Here is a 16,805-nt window from a genome sequence, read left to right as displayed (position 1 = left end):
GGAGGTCTCTATGTTCGATAAAAACAATAAGCTGCGACATAGCATTTCATTGGCGGCCGTGCTGGCGCTCAGCGGGCTCAGTGCTGCGGCCTGGGCGGATGCTTATGAAGACGCTGCGAAAAAATGGATCGGCAGTGAGTTCAAACCGTCGACCCTCACCGAAGCCCAGCAACTCGAAGAGCTGAAGTGGTTTATCAAGGCTGCGGAGCCGTTTCGTGGGATGAAGATCAACGTGGTGTCGGAAACCCTCACCACCCACGAATACGAGTCCAAGGTGCTGGCCAAGGCATTCAGCGAAATCACCGGGATCAAGCTGACCCACGACCTGCTGCAGGAAGGCGACGTGGTGGAAAAGCTGCAAACCCAGATGCAGTCCGACAAGAATATCTATGACGGCTGGGTCAACGATTCCGACTTGATCGGTACGCACTTTCGCTATGGCAAGACAGAATCCATCACCGACCTGATGGCCAACGAAGGCAAGAACTTCACTTCGCCGACCCTGGACATCAAGGACTTCATCGGTATCTCATTCACCACCGCGCCGGACGGCAAGATCTACCAATTGCCCGATCAGCAGTTCGCCAACCTGTACTGGTTCCGCGCCGACTGGTTTGAGCGGGCGGACCTGAAAGCCAAGTTCAAGGAAAAGTACGGCTATGAACTCGGCGTACCGGTGAACTGGTCGGCCTACGAAGACATCGCCAAATTCTTCAGCGAAGACGTCAAGGAAATCGACGGCAAGCGCGTCTACGGGCACATGGACTACGGCAAAAAAGACCCGTCCCTCGGCTGGCGTTTCACCGATGCCTGGTTCTCCATGGCCGGTGGCGGCGACAAAGGCCTGCCCAACGGTTTGCCCGTGGACGAATGGGGCATTCGCGTGGAGGACTGCCACCCGGTGGGCTCCAGTGTGACCCGTGGCGGCGACACCAACGGCCCGGCGGCGGTCTTTGCCACGCAGAAATACGTGGACTGGATGAAGGCCTACGCGCCACCGGAAGCGGCAGGCATGACCTTCTCCGAATCCGGCCCGGTGCCATCCCAGGGCAACATCGCCCAGCAGATTTTCTGGTACACCGCGTTTACCGCCGACATGACCAAGCCGGGCCTGCCAGTGGTGAACGCCGACGGCACGCCGAAGTGGCGCATGGCGCCATCACCCGTCGGGCCTTATTGGGAAAAGGGCATGAAGAAGGGGTATCAGGACGTGGGTTCCTGGACCTTCCTCAAGTCGACGCCCGAGAAGCAAAAACTGGCGGCCTGGCTGTACGCGCAGTTCGTGACCTCGAAAACCGTTTCACTGAAGAAAACTATCGTGGGCCTGACGCCGATTCGTGAGTCCGACATCAACTCCCAGGCCATGACCGACCTGGCGCCGAAACTCGGCGGGTTGGTGGAGTTCTACCGCAGCCCGGCCCGCGTGGAGTGGACCCCGACCGGCACCAACGTGCCGGACTATCCACGGTTGGCGCAATTGTGGTGGAGCCATATTTCGGAAGCGGCCAGCGGAGAGAAGACGCCGCAGCAGGCGCTGGACGGGTTGGCCAAGGATCAGGACGCGATCATGACGCGCCTGGAACGCTCCAAGGTGCAGCCGATTTGCGGGCCGAAAATGAACGAAGAACGGGACGCGCAGTACTGGTTCGACCAGCCGGGTGCGCCGAAACCTAAGTTGGCGAATGAGAAGCCACAGGGCGAAACCGTCAGCTATAACGAGTTGCTGAAGTCGTGGGAGGCGGCGCGCAAGTAACCCAGACGCAGCAGATCAAAAAATGTGGGAGCCGGGCTTTTGTGGTAGCCGGGCTTGCCCGCGATCCAGGCACCTCGGTCTGTCAGCCAGACCGCGGTGATGCCATCGCAGGCAAGCCAGCTCCCACATAAGCCCGGTTCCCACATTTGCTTCGTGGTGTTTCTGCAAAGGGGGGCTACTTGGGATACAGCGGCGGCAAGCTGGTGCTGTCCCCCGCAGGATCCTGCTCGCGCTCCGCCATCGGAATGGCCTTCACCGCCCGCCACAATTCCTCACCCTGCCAATACTGCCCACTCTCGCTGTACAGCGCGCCGTTCAACCCATCCAGCGCATCCGACAGCGGCACAAACCGCGCGGCCATGTCCGCCAGGGTTTCCGGCTGCTGCCGCGCCCAGGCATCCAGTGCCTGGCGCGTGGCCTGCGGGTCATTGGCCTGGCTCGCCCGCTTGAGGTCGTCCAGCAAGGTGCGCGGGCTCGGGCCGGTTTGCGCGGCGCGCAGGATTGCCGGCTGCCAGCGCGCACGCCACCACAAGCCGAAGCCCAGCAGGGTGGTGCAGGCCAGGATCAGGCTGGTCAGTTGCCAGATCCACAGGCTGTCATTGTCCGGCGCGGTGATCACCGTTGGACTGGCCGGCGTGTCGACGATCAGGCTCGGGTTGGTAGCCACTTGCAGGGTGCGCGCCGGCAGGCTGGTGCGTTCCAGGTGGTCTTCATGGGTGTTCCACCACACCACTTCCACCGCCGGCAGTTCGAGTGCGCCGACACGGTTGGGCACCAGGGCTTCGCGGTCTTCACGGCTGCCGATCAGGCCACGGTCGTTGTTCTGGTTGCTCAGCACCGGCTGGTCCGGGTAGCGGCGCAGGCCGGGGATGTCGCTCAGCGCCAGCGGCGGCAGTTGCGCGCCGGCCAGGCCTTCGGCTTTCAAGGTGAGGCTGCGGGTCAGGGAGTCGCCGACCTGTACGTGATCGGGCTCGGGGTTCCAGCTTTCCGTCAGCGTCAGGCTGCGTGCCGGCAGCCAGGGAGCGTCGGCCGGGTACATTGCCGGCTTGGCCTTGACGGTCAGCGACAACTCCGGCGAGCTGACGTGGATCAGTTTGCCGGGCTTGGAGCCTTGGGGGTTGTTGTCCTGGGCGGGCCGTGGCTCCACCAGGGTGGCGCTGAATGTCTGCGCCGGAATGGTCAACGTGCCGCTGTGCTGCGGGTAGATCGCATAGCGGGTTTCGATCACGCCATGGCGTATGCCATTGATGACTTTTTCGTAGGTGCGCGACTCGCCCAATTGTTCGATGCGCGTATCGGCAACCTGCAACGGCGTGAGGCTGCTGTCGTCGTACAGCGACACCGAGTGGTAGACGCGCACGGTGAGCAACGCCTGGGCCTGGACGTAGACACTGTCCTGGTCGAGGTTGGTTTCGATGAATACGGGGGCCAGTTGGGCCTCGGTGTTCTGGCTGACGGTCTCCACCACTTGCAGGGTGATCGGCTGGGTCTTGAGTTCGCCGATCTGCAACGGCGGAATCACCACGGTGCCGTTCTGCCTGGGCAGCAGGGTGATGATCCAGCGGGTGGTGGCGTGGTTATCGCCACCCAATGTAGTGAGCTGGTTGATCTGGCGGGTGCCGCTGACTTCAAACAGCGGGTCCAGGGGCGCCAGGTCCGGTTTGCCGAACAGCGTGACATCGTTGGACTCCACCGTCAGTTCCACCGTCTCCCCGGAATTGATGCGGCTGCGGTCGACACTGGCCACCAGGCCGGCTGCCTGGGCCTGGCTGGCCCACAACGCGAGGGTGAGAAGAAGGGCGGTGCAGCGGTTCATCGAGTCTTGTCCTGATGTTGTTGCTGTTCGTACCAGAATTTGCGTCGCAGCAGCTCGCCGGGGTTGTCCGGGATCTGCCGCAGCCATTGTTCCAGGGCCTGGCGCTGTTCGCCTTCAATGTTGCCGTTTGCGGGGCGCAGGGGCGGGGTGGTGGTTTGCTCATCACCCAACTCGCTGCCGGGGACCTCGTTGCTGCCGGCGTGGGGCGTGGCCCCGGTTTGCGTGTCGGTCGCGCCGGGCTGGCCCTGGCCTTGGGACGTCTGCTCGCCACCGGTGGCGGTCTGGCTGCTGGCGCCTGGTTGCGCAGTCTGGCCGGGTTGCGTGGTTTCGTCATCCTCGTTTTTTGCCGGTTTGGTCGGCTCGGTTTTTTCCGGTTCCTGCTGCATCAGGCTTTCCACCAGCGCTTTGTTCTTCAGCGCCGGCTGCAAGTCGGGCTGGGCTTCGAGGGCTTGTTCGTAGGCGTCGATCGCCGCTTCCAGCTCGCCGCTTTTGGCCAGGGCATTGCCCCGATTGTAGTGGGAATAGGCGTCGTTGCCCTCGGCAAACCGTTTGGCGGCTTCGGCATAGTTGCCCGCTTCATACAGCGCGACGCCTTGCCATTGCGGGTCTTCGAAGTGTTCGGCCGCTTCGGCCGGGCGTTTTTTCTTCAGCAGCAGTTGGCCCTGTTGGTCGGGGCGCAACCACAGGTCCTGGAAGTCGAAGGCATAGCTGGGCTGCGGCGTGCCCAACAGCAGCAACGGCAGGAAGAACAGCCAGCCGCGGCGCCCGGCGCAGGCGGCGAGCAGCAACAGCGGCAAGAGCAGCCAGTAACCCTGGTCGGCCCAGGTGTCGAGGTGCAGCAGTTGGCCGTCATTGCGCAGGCTTTGCGGGCCGTCCAGCATCCCGAGGTGGCGCAGGTCCTTGTCGTCCAGGCGTGCCTGGCGGTAGAGGCCGCCCATTTCGCTGGCGAAGGCTTTGAGGGTCGGGCTGTCGAGACGCGGTACGAGGATTGCGCCTTGGGCGTCCTTGAGGAATTCGCCGCTTTCCTGGGTCACCGGGGTGCCTTCACGGCTGCCGATGCCGAGGATCGACAAGCTCGGCGCCTGGTTGCTTTGCAATTGCAGGCGAATGCCCTGGCGCTCCTGCTTGGACAGGGAAGAGCCGATCAGCAGCAGTCGGCCCTGGCCGAGGCCGCCATGCTTGAGCAGGCTCAGGGCTTTTTCCACCGCCAGGTCTGCGCGGTGGCCGGGCTCGGGCATGATCGAGGGGCGCAGGGCTTCCAGCAGGTTATGGCTGGTGGCCAGGTCGTCGGACAGCGGCACCAGCGTGTGCGCGCTGCCGGCGTAGACCACGATGGCGGTCTGCGCATCGCTGCGGGCCTGGAGCAAGTCGAACAGCTTGCGCCGCGCCTGTTCGAGGCGGCTGGGCGGGCTGTCGGTGGCGAGCATTTCCGGGGTCAGTTCCAGCAACACCACCAACGGGTCGGCAGGTTTCTGGCTGGGCTGCTCGACGCGCTGCCAACTCGGGCCAAGCAACGCCAGCACGGCCAGCAGCCAGGCGATGCCGAGCACCACCCATGGCGACTTGCTTTCGCGGCCACTGCCGCCGCTGAGCAACGCGGCATGGAACGCCGGCGGCAGAATCATCTGCCAGCGCCCGGCGCGTTTCTGGCGGTGCCACAACTGCCACAGCAACCAGCCGAGCAGCGGCAACAGCAACAGCCACCAGGGGCGGAACCAGTGCGGCCACAGGGCGATCATCGACGCCTCCGCAAACGCAGGCGTTTGAGGCGCTCGCGCCATTCAGGATTGGGTTGCAGGAAACGGCCCTTGCTCGAGAGTTTGTTGAGCAGCCGTTGCAGGGCGTTATCCGGCCAGCGCTCCTGGATCACCAGCAGCATGCTGAGGACCAGCGCCAACGCCAGCGGCGCGCTGTACAGCGCTTGCGCAGGGCGCGCCTGAGTCGGTTGCTGGGCCACGGGTTCAAGCTGGTCGAGGGTTTCCTTGACCTTCAACAGTTCATTGCCGTCCCGGGCGCGGAAGTAGCGGCCGCCAGTGGCCTCGGCGATGGCCTTGAGGGCCGGTTCGTCAAGATCCAGGCTCGGGTTGACGCCGAGGACGCCCAGGGAGCCGGTTTCCTCGGGATCAGCGCCGATGCCGATCGGGTAGATTTTCACGCCTTCTTCGGCGGCCAGGCGGGCGGCGGTCAGCGGGTCGATTTCGCCGGCATTGTTGGCGCCGTCGGTAACCAGGATCAGCACCCGGCTTTGGGCCGGACGCTGGCGCAGGCGCTTGAGGGCCAGGCCGATGGCGTCGCCTATTGCGGTGTTTTTACCGGCGATGCCGATTCGTGCTTCGTCGAGCCAGGTGCGCACGGTGCGTCGGTCAAAGGTCAGCGGCGCTTGCAGATAGGCCTGGCTGCCGAACAGGATAAGTCCCACGCGGTCACCTTCGCGGCCTTCCAGGAAATCCCCCAGCAGGTGCTTGACCAGGCTCAGGCGGCTGACGTCCTCGTCCTGCCATTGCATATCGGGGAAGTCCATCGAACCGGAAACGTCCACAGCCACCAGCAAGTCGCGGCCGCTGGCTGCAATCGGCAAGGGCTCGCCGAGCCATTCCGGGCGCGCGGCTGCGGTTAACAGCAGCAGCCACAGGAACACGAACGGCGCTTGCTGGCGCCATCCCGGCAGGTTGACCCGCGCACGGCGACGGGCCAAGCCTTCGAGGTCGCTGAGGAAGCTGACTTTCAGCGCCGGTTCGCCACTGTCGGCCGCCGGCAGGATGAGGCGCAGCAACCAGGGCAATGGCAACAGGGCAAAGATCCACGGCCAGGCGAACTCAAACATGTTTGCGAATCCAGGTGTCGACGGCTTGGGTCAGCCCGGCGATGGCCTTGTCGTCGAGTTTGCATTCGGGCTTGTAGGCACCTTCCACCAGCACCATCCAACGGGTCAGGCCAGCGGCGGGGCAACGGTTGTCGAGGAACGCCAGCCACTTGCGGCCGTTGAGGGTGTGGCTCTGGCTGTAGGGGTAGTCATTGCGGGACAGGCGTTTGAGCAGGCCGTTGAGTTGTTGCAGCCAGGCACCGGCCGGCGCGCCGTCGTAGGGTTTGGGCATCAGGGCCAGTTCGGCGAGGGCGGCGATGCGCAGCGGGTCCAGGGGTTGCTCGGCACGGGCCAGCGGGCGCTTGGCCGGCAGGAAGCGGCGCAGCCACCACAGGCCCCAACCCGCCAGCGGGATGATCAGCAGCAACAGCCACCAGCCCGGCGCCGGCGGCCAGAAGCCGATCACCGGCGGGGCGATCAGGGGTTGCAGTTGGTCGAGGCTGCTCATTGCTTTTTAACCGGGCGTTGCGGGTTCAGGTATTCGCGCAGTTGCTCGACCATTTCACCCTGGGTACTCAAGGGCATCAACAGCACCCGCAGCTTTTGCGCGAGCAATTCCCAGCGTGCGCTGCGGGCTTCGGCCTGGGCTTTGTAGGCCTGGCGCAGATCAAAATTCAGGGTGTCCAGCTCCAGCTGGGCGCCACGTTCCGCGAAGCGAAGCAGGCCGGCGGCGGGCAGGGCGTGGTCCAGCGGGTCGGAGACCGGCAACAGCAGCAGGTCGCAATGCCGCGACAACAGGCTCAGCTGTTGCTCGGCGCCTTCGGTCAGGGCGCGTTCGTCGCAGATCACAATCACCAGGCTGCCTGGGCGCAATACTTCCCGGGCACGGCGCAAGGCCATGCCGAGGGCGTCGGCTTCGGGGCGGCGTTCGGTGTTGAGGCTCTGGTTGACCCGCACCAGACGGTTCAGCAGTTGCAGCAGGCTTTGCTTGCTGCGCCGGGGTTTGATTTCGTAGTGCTCGCTGTCGCCGAACACCAGCCCGCCGACCCGGTCATTGTGGCCCAGTGCCGCCCAGCCAATCAGGCTCGCCGCCTGGGCCGCCAGCACCGACTTGAACATCTGCCCCGAGCCGAAGAACAAGCGGCAGCTTTGCTCCACCATGATGAAGATCGGCCGTTCGCGTTCTTCATGGAACAGCTTGGTGTGGGGCTCTTGGGTGCGTGCGGTAACACGCCAGTCGATGGTGCGCACGTCGTCGCCGGCCTGGTAGACCCGCACCTGATCGAAGTCGACTCCGCGCCCGCGCAGTTTCGAGTGGTGCAGGCCGATCAGCGGGCTACGCTGGCTTGGCGTGGAAAACAGCTGCACTTCTCGGACGCGATGGCGCATCTCGATCAATTCGCTCAAGGTGACACGGGTTCCATCGCCAGCGTTCATGGGCGTCAAGCGACGGCAACGACGTCGAGAATGCGTTGCACCACACGGTCCTGGTCGATACCGGCCGCTTCAGCTTCGAACGACAGAATGATCCGGTGACGCAGCACGTCGAACAGCACCGCCTGGATGTCTTCCGGGCTGACGAAATCGCGACCGGCCAGCCAGGCGTGGGCCCGGGCGCAACGGTCCAGGGCAATCGAGCCGCGCGGGCTGGCGCCATAGGCAATCCACTCGGCCATTTCCGGGTCAAACTTGGCCGGGGTACGGGTGGCCATGACCAGTTGCACCAGGTATTCCTCCACCGCGTCGGCCATGTACAGGCCGAGGATTTCCTTGCGGGCGGCGAAAATCGCCTGCTGGCTGACCCGGCGCTCGGGCTTGGTCTCGCCGTTTAGCGCTTCGCCACGGGCTTGCTGCAGGATGCGGCGCTCGACAGCGGCGTCCGGGAAGCCGATTTTCACGTGCATCAGGAACCGGTCGAGTTGGGCTTCAGGCAGCGGGTAGGTGCCTTCCTGCTCGATGGGGTTTTGCGTGGCCATCACCAGGAACAATGGCGACAACTCGTAAGTGCTGCGCCCCACGCTGACCTGGCGCTCGGCCATGGCTTCGAGCAATGCCGACTGCACCTTGGCCGGGGCCCGGTTGATTTCGTCCGCCAGCACCAGGTTGTGGAAGATCGGACCTTGCTGGAACACGAAACTGCCGGTTTCCGGGCGATAGATCTCGGTGCCGGTGATGTCGGCGGGCAGCAGGTCGGGGGTGAACTGGATGCGATGGAACTGTGCCTCGATCCCTTCGGCAAGCTCCTTGATAGCCTTGGTCTTGGCCAGGCCGGGAGCGCCTTCAACCAGCATATGGCCATCGGCGAGCAGGGCAATGAGCAAGCGCTCGATGAGTTTTTCCTGGCCGAGAATCTGCGTTGAAAGAAAGGTTCGCAGCGCAAGCAGCGCTTCACGATGTTCCATCGATGACGGTTCCTGGAGGGGTGAGACTGGGCATTGCGAAAAATGCCAGGCCTGGGGGCGTTACTTTAATGCATCGGAGGGGGTGGAGACTAACGGCGCGGGGGGTATTTTTTGGCAAATGTGGGAAATTTCTGAGGTTTTTGCCGACGGGTACCTTCCTTTGTGGCGAGGGAGCTTGCTCCCGCTGGGCTGCGCAGCAGCCCCAATAAGGCTGTCGAGTTTTTCCAGGCAGAACGCAGCAGGCTGGTTAGGGGCCGCTTCGCAGCCCAGCGGGAGCAAGCTCCCTCGCCACATTGTGCGGGTTTGGCAGCTAGGCCCGGATATAGGTCCCGGTGCCCTTGAGAATGTTCTGCAAGGTTTCCTCCACTTCGGCCAGGTCCGACTCGGCGGTGCCGTGGCTGATTTCCAGATGATCGCTGCCGCCCAACGCATCCGCATCCGCTGCGCCAATCTCCACCACCAGCGTCGTAGCACTCAGGGTGATCTTCAGCCCGTCCAGGGTCGACGGCTCGTAATCCCAGGTGATCTCCACCTCGTCCTCATCCGGATAACGGGTCACCATGAACATCTCGCCTTTGTCGCCGTGGCAGCAGAGCATGGCCATGTTGTCTTCTTCGTCATCGCACGGGTTGACGATCAGGTGGGCGGTGGTGAGTTGCAATGGCATGGTTAATCCTGTGTGGGGGAGGGCGAAGCAGGGCAATTGTGCCATTGCGGCGAATTTTGTGCTGCATCGTGTATGAGGGGTTCCTAGCTGTTGCCGGTTTGGTTTTCCAGATCAAAGTCACTTAACAGCGTCAAGATCGACGTTTTGTTAGCCAACTCGCTCCAAGGGCCTTGATCAATGATTGCTCCGTTTGACATGACAATAACCTGATCAAAACGGTGCAGGTGGCGGACATCATGTGTGACGCATATCAATCCGCGTTTGCCGAAGGTATCGAACAGCAGATCCCACACAGGCGTGGCCAGTTTTTGTTCGATGGACGCGCTGGGTTCATCGAATAAATTGAATTCCCCGGGCCTGTTGACCAGGCGCAGCAGGGACAGACGCTTTGCTTCGCCTCCTGAAATATTGGACGCGTTTTCGCTGAGGCTGCGGTTTAAAACGATTTCTTCCAGGTTCAGTTGCTCAATTGCGTGGTTCAAGTGTGGCGAGGGGGGGATTCCAAACAGTACGGAGTGATCAAAGTAGCCTTCCAGGAACTGGGGCGACTGGGGGCAATACCTCAGGTACTTCAAATGCGTTTGGGCACTCAGTTCGCAAATGGGCTTGTCGTCGATAAGCAAGCTGCTTGTCAGTGAGGGGTTCAAGCCTGCCAGCACTTCCAGCAAGGTAGATTTCCCCGCTCCACTTGGCCCAGTGATGGCAACTGACTGACTTTGGGTAAATTCGATGGCTGTCTTGATGGTTAAGCGGATGGAATTGTCATCAGTCACGGTGCAGGGTTTGAGCTTCAACGTTGCTTCGAGCCGTAAGGGAATTTCGCTCTTGCCGTTGTCGTCGCCAAAGTTCGGTAAAGACAGTAGCTGTAGGAAGCGGCGCTGGTCTGCGAGGAACTGATCCAGTACTCGGTAGCCTTCGCTCAGTGCAGTGATGTTGAGCAAAAAGCTTCCGGCAATTGCGACGATGGCAACCAATTGGCCGACGCTAATGCTGGGCTGCCCTGAACGTTGATCCAGGACCCCCCAGCCAAGCAAAGCTCCTGTGGCGAGGCTGACGAACAGAATTTTTGCCGCGCTTAAGAAGCCGCCTGAACGGGTGACTGCGATAGCAGCATGAGCATATTGGATGAAGGCTTTATTCAAGGGCTGTGTAGCAGTGCCTTCAGCGCTTTCCAACTTAATCGATTTACCCGCATTCAGGGTGTTGAGCAAGACAGCGCCTAGTTCATCCTCACGTTCGTTGACAGTTTCAATGTGCTTTCTACGCCACTTTATAATTTTGTGGGTAACGAACAGATAGACAATGCCAATGCAGGTGACCGCCAGGAAAATATCGGTGCCCCCCATATAAAAAAATGCGCCGCCGACGATCAAAAACTCCAGGCAGGCAGGGAGTCCGACAGTCACAAAAAACGTAAGTAGTTTTTCATGCGCTGTGACTCCTCGCTCCACAGATTTTATAAAGTGGCCCAGGCGCCACGAGCAAAAATGATAAAACTCCTTGCGTATTAATTGTTCTATCCAGTCAATAGATGCGTCCATAACAATATGTTGTACGAGGCGGGACAGGAGGAATATTTGTACGGGGTTTATGAAGGCCTGGAAGCATCCGGCCAAAATGAAACCGCCGATAAGTATCAGCAATATATTTATCGTTGGTGGGCTGGTGCCGTTAAGTGAGTCAACGACTTTTCCCAGCAACAGTGGCGGTGCCAACGCTATCAGCTTCAATCCGATAGTCGTGGCAATGGTTGAGATGAGCAGGGCTCTATGCTGCTTGCAGGCAATTTTAATGAGCGTTTGCATTGGGGATCTATCGACTGTAGGCGAATGTTCCACCTGTGTTGAAGTCGATAATTAGTAGCAGCGGTTCTGCTCTGATTCAATTGATGGGAGGGGATGGGCTTCCTTTATTTTTGTAGGGCGTTTCCTTCAAATCGTAGCGTCACTTCTGGCTCAAATCGAACCATCGGCGTGTCGCGGCGAATTTTGTGCTGCATCGTATGTCAGACCTTGTGATATGACCTGACGGGCTATATCAGTCATTTCCGGTACTCGGCGCCTCGGGATTTCTCCGAAAACACTCGGTTGCCCAAGTCGCAACCCGTCAGCAGCGTGCCGATGACCGAATATGTCGCAGCGTCGCAAGCAGCCTGCTTCCTACACTCGTTAAGCTGCGCAACGGATGCGGCTCTCGTTCCAAGCCTGCCAGGAGTCTGACCTGCCCGTCGTACCGTCACCTGGCAAGGTACGCATCCTATGGAAGTTGAATGTGACCTCATTGTCTTGTCCAGCTTCACCCACCTGTCACTCTGAATTCGTTACTGTAGACCGCGAACAGAGCTGACGGTCTCCCCGCAAGGGGATAACACGCGACGCTTCCATCAATAACAAGCCCAAGCGGAGTACCACAGATGGCGTTCTTCACCGCAGCCAGCAAAGCCGACTTCCAGCACCAACTGCAAGCGGCACTGGCGCAGCACATCAGTGAACAGGCACTGCCACAAGTGGCGCTGTTCGCTGAACAATTTTTCGGCATTATTTCCCTGGATGAACTGACCCAGCGTCGCTTGTCCGACCTGGCCGGTTGCACCCTGTCTGCCTGGCGCCTGCTTGAGCGCTTTGATCACAACCAACCGCAAGTGCGGGTCTACAACCCCGATTACGAACGTCATGGCTGGCAATCGACCCACACCGCGGTCGAAGTGTTGCACCACGACCTGCCATTCCTGGTGGACTCGGTACGCACCGAGCTGAACCGCCGTGGCTACAGCATCCATACCCTGCAAACCACCGTGCTCAGCGTGCGTCGTGGCAAGAAGGGCGAGTTGCTGGAAATCCTGCCGAAAGGCACCCAGGGCGAAGACGTTCAGCAAGAATCGCTGATGTACCTGGAAATCGACCGCTGCGCCAACGCCGCCGAGCTGAGTGTCCTGAGCAAGGAACTTGAGCAGGTACTGGGTGAAGTGCGCGTTGCAGTCGCCGATTTCGAACCGATGAAAGCCAAGGTCCAGGAGCTGCTGGCCGGTATCGACTCCAGCTCGTACGTGATCGACGGCGAAGAAAAAGCCGAGATCAAGAGCTTCCTGGAATGGCTGGTGGGCAACCACTTCACCTTCCTCGGCTATGAAGAGTTTGTGGTACGTGACGAGGCGGATGGCGGTCATATCGAATATGACACCCACTCGTTCCTCGGTCTGACCAAGCTGCTGCGCCCAGGCCTGACGGCCGATGACCTGCGCATCGAAGACTACGCAGTGAACTACCTGCGCGAGCCGGCTGTGCTGTCGTTCGCCAAGGCTGCTCACCCAAGCCGCGTACACCGTCCGGCCTACCCGGACTACGTGTCGATCCGCCAGATCGATGCTGACGGCAAGGTCGTCAAGGAATGCCGCTTCATGGGCCTCTACACTTCCTCGGTGTACGGCGAAAGCGTGCGAGTGATTCCTTACATCCGTCGCAAGGTTGCGGAAATCGAACGTCGTTCGGGCTTCCAGGCCAAGGCGCACTTGGGCAAGGAACTGGCCCAGGTGGTCGAGGTGCTGCCCCGTGATGATCTGTTCCAGACCCCGGTGGACGAGCTGTTCAGCACCGTGATGTCGATCGTGCAGATACAGGAACGCAACAAGATCCGCGTGTTCCTGCGCAAAGACCCGTACGGTCGCTTCTGCTACTGCCTGGCCTATGTGCCGCGGGACATCTATTCCACCGAAGTGCGCCAGAAGATCCAGCAAGTCCTGATGGACCGCCTGAAAGCCTCGGACTGCGAGTTCTGGACCTTCTTCTCCGAGTCCGTACTGGCTCGCGTCCAGCTGATCCTGCGGGTAGACCCGAAGAACCGCCTGGACATCGACCCGCTGCAACTGGAAAAAGAAGTGGTGCAGGCCTGCCGCAGCTGGCAGGACGACTATTCCAGCCTGGTGGTGGAAAGCTTCGGCGAAGCCCACGGCACCAACGTGCTGGCGGATTTCCCGAAAGGCTTCCCGGCCGGCTACCGCGAGCGTTTCGCGGCGCATTCGGCCGTGGTCGACATGCAGCACTTGCTCAGCCTCACCGAAGCCAACCCGCTGGTGATGAGCTTCTACCAGCCATTGGGCCAGGTTTCCGGTCAGCGCGAGTTGCACTGCAAGCTGTATCACGCCGACACCCCACTGGCACTGTCCGACGTACTGCCGATCCTGGAAAACCTCGGCCTGCGTGTACTGGGTGAGTTCCCGTACCGCCTGCGTCATGCCAATGGCCGCGAGTTCTGGATTCACGATTTCGCGTTCACCGCCGCTGAAGGCCTGAACCTCGACATCCAGCAGCTCAACGACACCCTGCAGGACGCGTTCGTGCACATCGTCAATGGCGATGCCGAGAACGATGCGTTCAACCGCCTGGTACTGACCGCCGGCCTGCCATGGCGCGATGTTGCGCTGCTGCGTGCCTACGCCCGTTACCTGAAGCAGATTCGCCTGGGCTTCGACCTGGGTTACATCGCCAGCACCCTGAACAACCACACCGACATCGCCCGCGAGTTGACCCGGTTGTTCAAGACTCGCTTCTACCTGGCGCGCAAGCTCACCGCCGAGGACCTGGAAGACAAGCAGCAACGCTTGGAACAAGCGATCCTCACGGCCCTGGACGACGTTCAGGTGCTCAACGAAGACCGCATCCTGCGTCGCTACCTGGACCTGATCAAGGCTACCTTGCGGACCAACTTCTACCAGGCGGATGCCAACGGTCAGAACAAGTCGTACTTCAGCTTCAAGTTCAACCCGCACGCCATTCCAGAATTGCCGAAGCCGGTGCCGAAGTTTGAAATCTTCGTCTACTCGCCACGGGTTGAAGGCGTGCACCTGCGCTTTGGTAACGTCGCTCGCGGCGGCCTGCGCTGGTCTGACCGTGAAGAAGACTTCCGCACTGAAGTATTGGGCCTGGTAAAAGCCCAGCAAGTGAAGAACTCGGTGATCGTGCCGGTGGGCGCCAAGGGCGGTTTCCTGCCGCGTCGCCTGCCATTGGGCGGCAGCCGGGACGAGATCGCGGCCGAGGGCATCGCCTGCTACCGCATCTTCATTTCCGGCCTGTTGGACATTACCGACAACCTGAAAGACGGCGCCCTGGTGCCACCGTTGAACGTGGTGCGCCACGACAACGATGACCCGTACCTGGTAGTAGCAGCGGACAAGGGCACTGCGACCTTCTCCGACATCGCCAACGGCATCGCCATCGATTACGGCTTCTGGCTGGGTGACGCGTTCGCTTCCGGCGGTTCTGCCGGTTACGACCACAAGAAAATGGGCATCACCGCCAAGGGTGCCTGGGTGGGTGTGCAGCGTCACTTCCGTGAGCGCGGCATCAACGTCCAGCAAGACAGCATCACTGTGGTGGGCGTGGGCGATATGGCCGGCGACGTGTTCGGCAACGGCCTGTTGATGTCCGACAAGCTGCAACTGGTCGCGGCCTTCAACCACCTGCACATCTTCATCGATCCAAACCCGAACCCGGCCAACAGTTTCGCTGAACGTCAGCGCCTGTTCGACCTGCCGCGCTCGGCCTGGACCGACTACGACACCAGCATCATGTCGGAAGGTGGCGGTATCTTCTCGCGCAGCGCGAAGAGCATTGCCATCTCGCCGCAGATGAAAGAACGCTTCGACATCCAGGCCGACAAGCTGACCCCGACCGAACTGCTGAACGCCTTGCTCAAGGCGCCGGTGGACCTGTTGTGGAATGGCGGTATCGGTACTTACGTCAAGGCCAGCACCGAAAGCCACGCCGATGTGGGCGACAAGGCCAACGACGCCCTGCGCGTCAACGGCAACGAGTTGCGCTGCAAGGTAGTGGGCGAGGGCGGTAACCTCGGCATGACCCAATTGGGTCGTGTGGAATTCGGCCTCAATGGCGGCGGTTCCAACACCGACTTCATCGACAACGCCGGTGGTGTGGATTGCTCCGACCACGAAGTGAACATCAAGATCCTGCTCAACGAAGTGGTGCAGGCCGGCGACATGACCGACAAGCAGCGCAACCAGTTGCTGGCGAGCATGACCGACGAAGTCGGCAGCCTGGTGTTGGGCAACAACTACAAGCAAACCCAGGCCCTGTCCCTGGCTGCCCGCAAAGCCTTCGAGCGAGCGGCCGAGTACAAGCGCCTGATGAGCGACCTGGAAAGCCGTGGCAAGCTGGACCGCGCCATCGAGTACCTGCCTTCGGAAGATCAACTGACCGAGCGTGCCGCCACCGGCAAGGGCCTGACCCGTCCGGAGCTGTCGGTACTGATCTCCTACAGCAAGATCGACCTCAAGGAAGCGTTGCTCAAGTCTCTGGTACCGGATGACGACTACCTGACCCGCGACATGGAGACCGCGTTCCCGCCGAGCCTGGTGGCGAAGTTCTCCGAAGCCATGCGTCGCCATCGTCTGAAGCGCGAGATCGTCAGCACCCAGATCGCCAACGACCTGGTCAACCACATGGGCATCACCTTTGTTCAGCGGTTGAAAGAGTCCACCGGCATGAGCCCGGCGAACGTGGCCGGTGCTTACGTGATCGTGCGTGACATCTTCCACCTCCCGCACTGGTTCCGTCAGATCGAAGCCCTGGACCACCAGGTTTCGGCTGAAGTGCAACTGGCGTTGATGGACGAACTGATGCGCCTGGGCCGCCGTGCCACACGCTGGTTCCTGCGCAGCCGGCGCAACGAGCAGGATGCTGCCCGTGACGTCGCGCACTTCGGTCCGCACCTGGCGGCGTTGGGCCTCAAGCTCGACGAACTGCTGGAAGGTCCGACCCGCGAAGGCTGGCAGAACCGTTACCAAGCCTATGTCGAAGCCGGTGTGCCAGAGTTGTTGGCGCGCATGGTGGCAGGCACTACCCACCTGTACACCTTGCTGCCGATCATCGAAGCCGCTGACGTGACCGGTCAGAGCGCTGCCGACGTGGCCAAGGCGTACTTTGCCGTGGGCAGCGCCCTGGACTTGCCGTGGTACCTGCAGCAGATCAGCGATCTACCGGTGGGCAACAACTGGCAGGCCCAGGCCCGCGAAGCCTTCCGCGACGACGTGGACTGGCAGCAACGGGCGATCACCATCAAGGTTCTGCAAATGGCCGATGCGCCAGAAGACATGGAAGCCCGCGTGGCGCTATGGCTTGAGCAGAACGCGAGCATGGTGGAGCGCTGGCGCGCGATGATGGTGGAGATTCGTGCTGCGGTCGGTACGGACTACGCCATGTACGCGGTGGCCAACCGTGAGTTGCTGGACCTGGCGATGAGCGGCCAGTCGGTGCTGTAATGGGTCTGACTGAGCGTTAAAACAAAAAGCCCGGTATCGAAAGATGCCGGGCTTTTTGTATTCAGGATGCCTAATTCAAACTTCTTAAAAT

The 16,805-nt window shown here is 61.2% G+C and carries 10 protein-coding genes; 2 read left to right on the top strand and 8 right to left on the bottom strand.

Translation table 11 applies throughout. The features are described from left to right. Nucleotides 1-10: 10 nt before the first annotated feature. Nucleotides 11-1,753, top strand: a complete 1,743-nt coding sequence (locus ACUN0G_RS31355) for an ABC transporter substrate-binding protein (protein ID WP_076014890.1) — start codon at nucleotides 11-13, stop codon at nucleotides 1,751-1,753. A 175-nt stretch (nucleotides 1,754-1,928) separates the two neighbouring features. Here the strand turns inward: ACUN0G_RS31355 and ACUN0G_RS31350 are convergent, their stop codons facing one another. The 8 genes from ACUN0G_RS31350 to ACUN0G_RS31315 all read right to left on the bottom strand — a co-directional run bounded on the left by ACUN0G_RS31350 (nucleotide 1,929) and on the right by ACUN0G_RS31315 (nucleotide 11,246). Further along, on the bottom strand, nucleotides 1,929-3,569 hold the full coding sequence (locus ACUN0G_RS31350; RefSeq protein ID WP_258345214.1) for a BatD family protein: 1,641 nt from the start codon (nucleotides 3,567-3,569) through the stop codon (nucleotides 1,929-1,931). Beyond that, nucleotides 3,566-5,308 (bottom strand): tetratricopeptide repeat protein, encoded by a 1,743-nt coding sequence (locus tag ACUN0G_RS31345; RefSeq protein WP_445575291.1) that lies wholly within the window; start codon nucleotides 5,306-5,308, stop codon nucleotides 3,566-3,568. The genes ACUN0G_RS31350 and ACUN0G_RS31345 overlap by 4 nt, the downstream gene beginning before the upstream one ends. Then, nucleotides 5,305-6,393, bottom strand: a complete 1,089-nt coding sequence (locus ACUN0G_RS31340; RefSeq protein ID WP_330208449.1) for a vWA domain-containing protein — start codon at nucleotides 6,391-6,393, stop codon at nucleotides 5,305-5,307. Before ACUN0G_RS31340 ends, ACUN0G_RS31345 begins: the two co-directional genes overlap by 4 nt. Then, nucleotides 6,386-6,880, bottom strand: coding sequence for a DUF4381 domain-containing protein (locus ACUN0G_RS31335; protein WP_445575290.1), 495 nt, complete (start codon nucleotides 6,878-6,880; stop codon nucleotides 6,386-6,388). The genes ACUN0G_RS31340 and ACUN0G_RS31335 overlap by 8 nt, the downstream gene beginning before the upstream one ends. Continuing rightward, the gene (locus tag ACUN0G_RS31330; RefSeq protein ID WP_003218540.1) at nucleotides 6,877-7,809 is read right to left on the bottom strand and encodes a DUF58 domain-containing protein; all 933 of its coding nucleotides are present in this window, start codon (nucleotides 7,807-7,809) and stop codon (nucleotides 6,877-6,879) included. Before ACUN0G_RS31330 ends, ACUN0G_RS31335 begins: the two co-directional genes overlap by 4 nt. A 5-nt stretch (nucleotides 7,810-7,814) precedes the next feature. Then, nucleotides 7,815-8,774 (bottom strand): AAA family ATPase, encoded by a 960-nt coding sequence (locus ACUN0G_RS31325; protein ID WP_003218556.1) that lies wholly within the window; start codon nucleotides 8,772-8,774, stop codon nucleotides 7,815-7,817. A 310-nt stretch (nucleotides 8,775-9,084) separates the two neighbouring features. Continuing rightward, nucleotides 9,085-9,441 carry a hypothetical protein gene (locus tag ACUN0G_RS31320; RefSeq protein ID WP_421525157.1) on the bottom strand — a complete coding sequence of 119 codons (357 nt, stop codon included), beginning with the start codon at nucleotides 9,439-9,441 and terminating at the stop codon, nucleotides 9,085-9,087. Between the two features lie 83 nt (nucleotides 9,442-9,524). Next, nucleotides 9,525-11,246, bottom strand: coding sequence for an ATP-binding cassette domain-containing protein (locus ACUN0G_RS31315; RefSeq protein ID WP_445575289.1), 1,722 nt, complete (start codon nucleotides 11,244-11,246; stop codon nucleotides 9,525-9,527). Between the two features lie 608 nt (nucleotides 11,247-11,854). Between ACUN0G_RS31315 and ACUN0G_RS31310 the strand changes: the two genes are divergently transcribed. After that, entirely contained in the window at nucleotides 11,855-16,714 is a 4,860-nt protein-coding gene (locus ACUN0G_RS31310) for an NAD-glutamate dehydrogenase (RefSeq protein WP_445575288.1), read from the top strand. Nucleotides 16,715-16,805: the final 91 nt, after the last annotated feature.

The organism is Pseudomonas sp. 32A (genome assembly GCF_052682255.1).
Note: the sequence above shows the minus strand (reverse complement) of the source record. Positions and strands in the feature narration are given on the sequence as shown.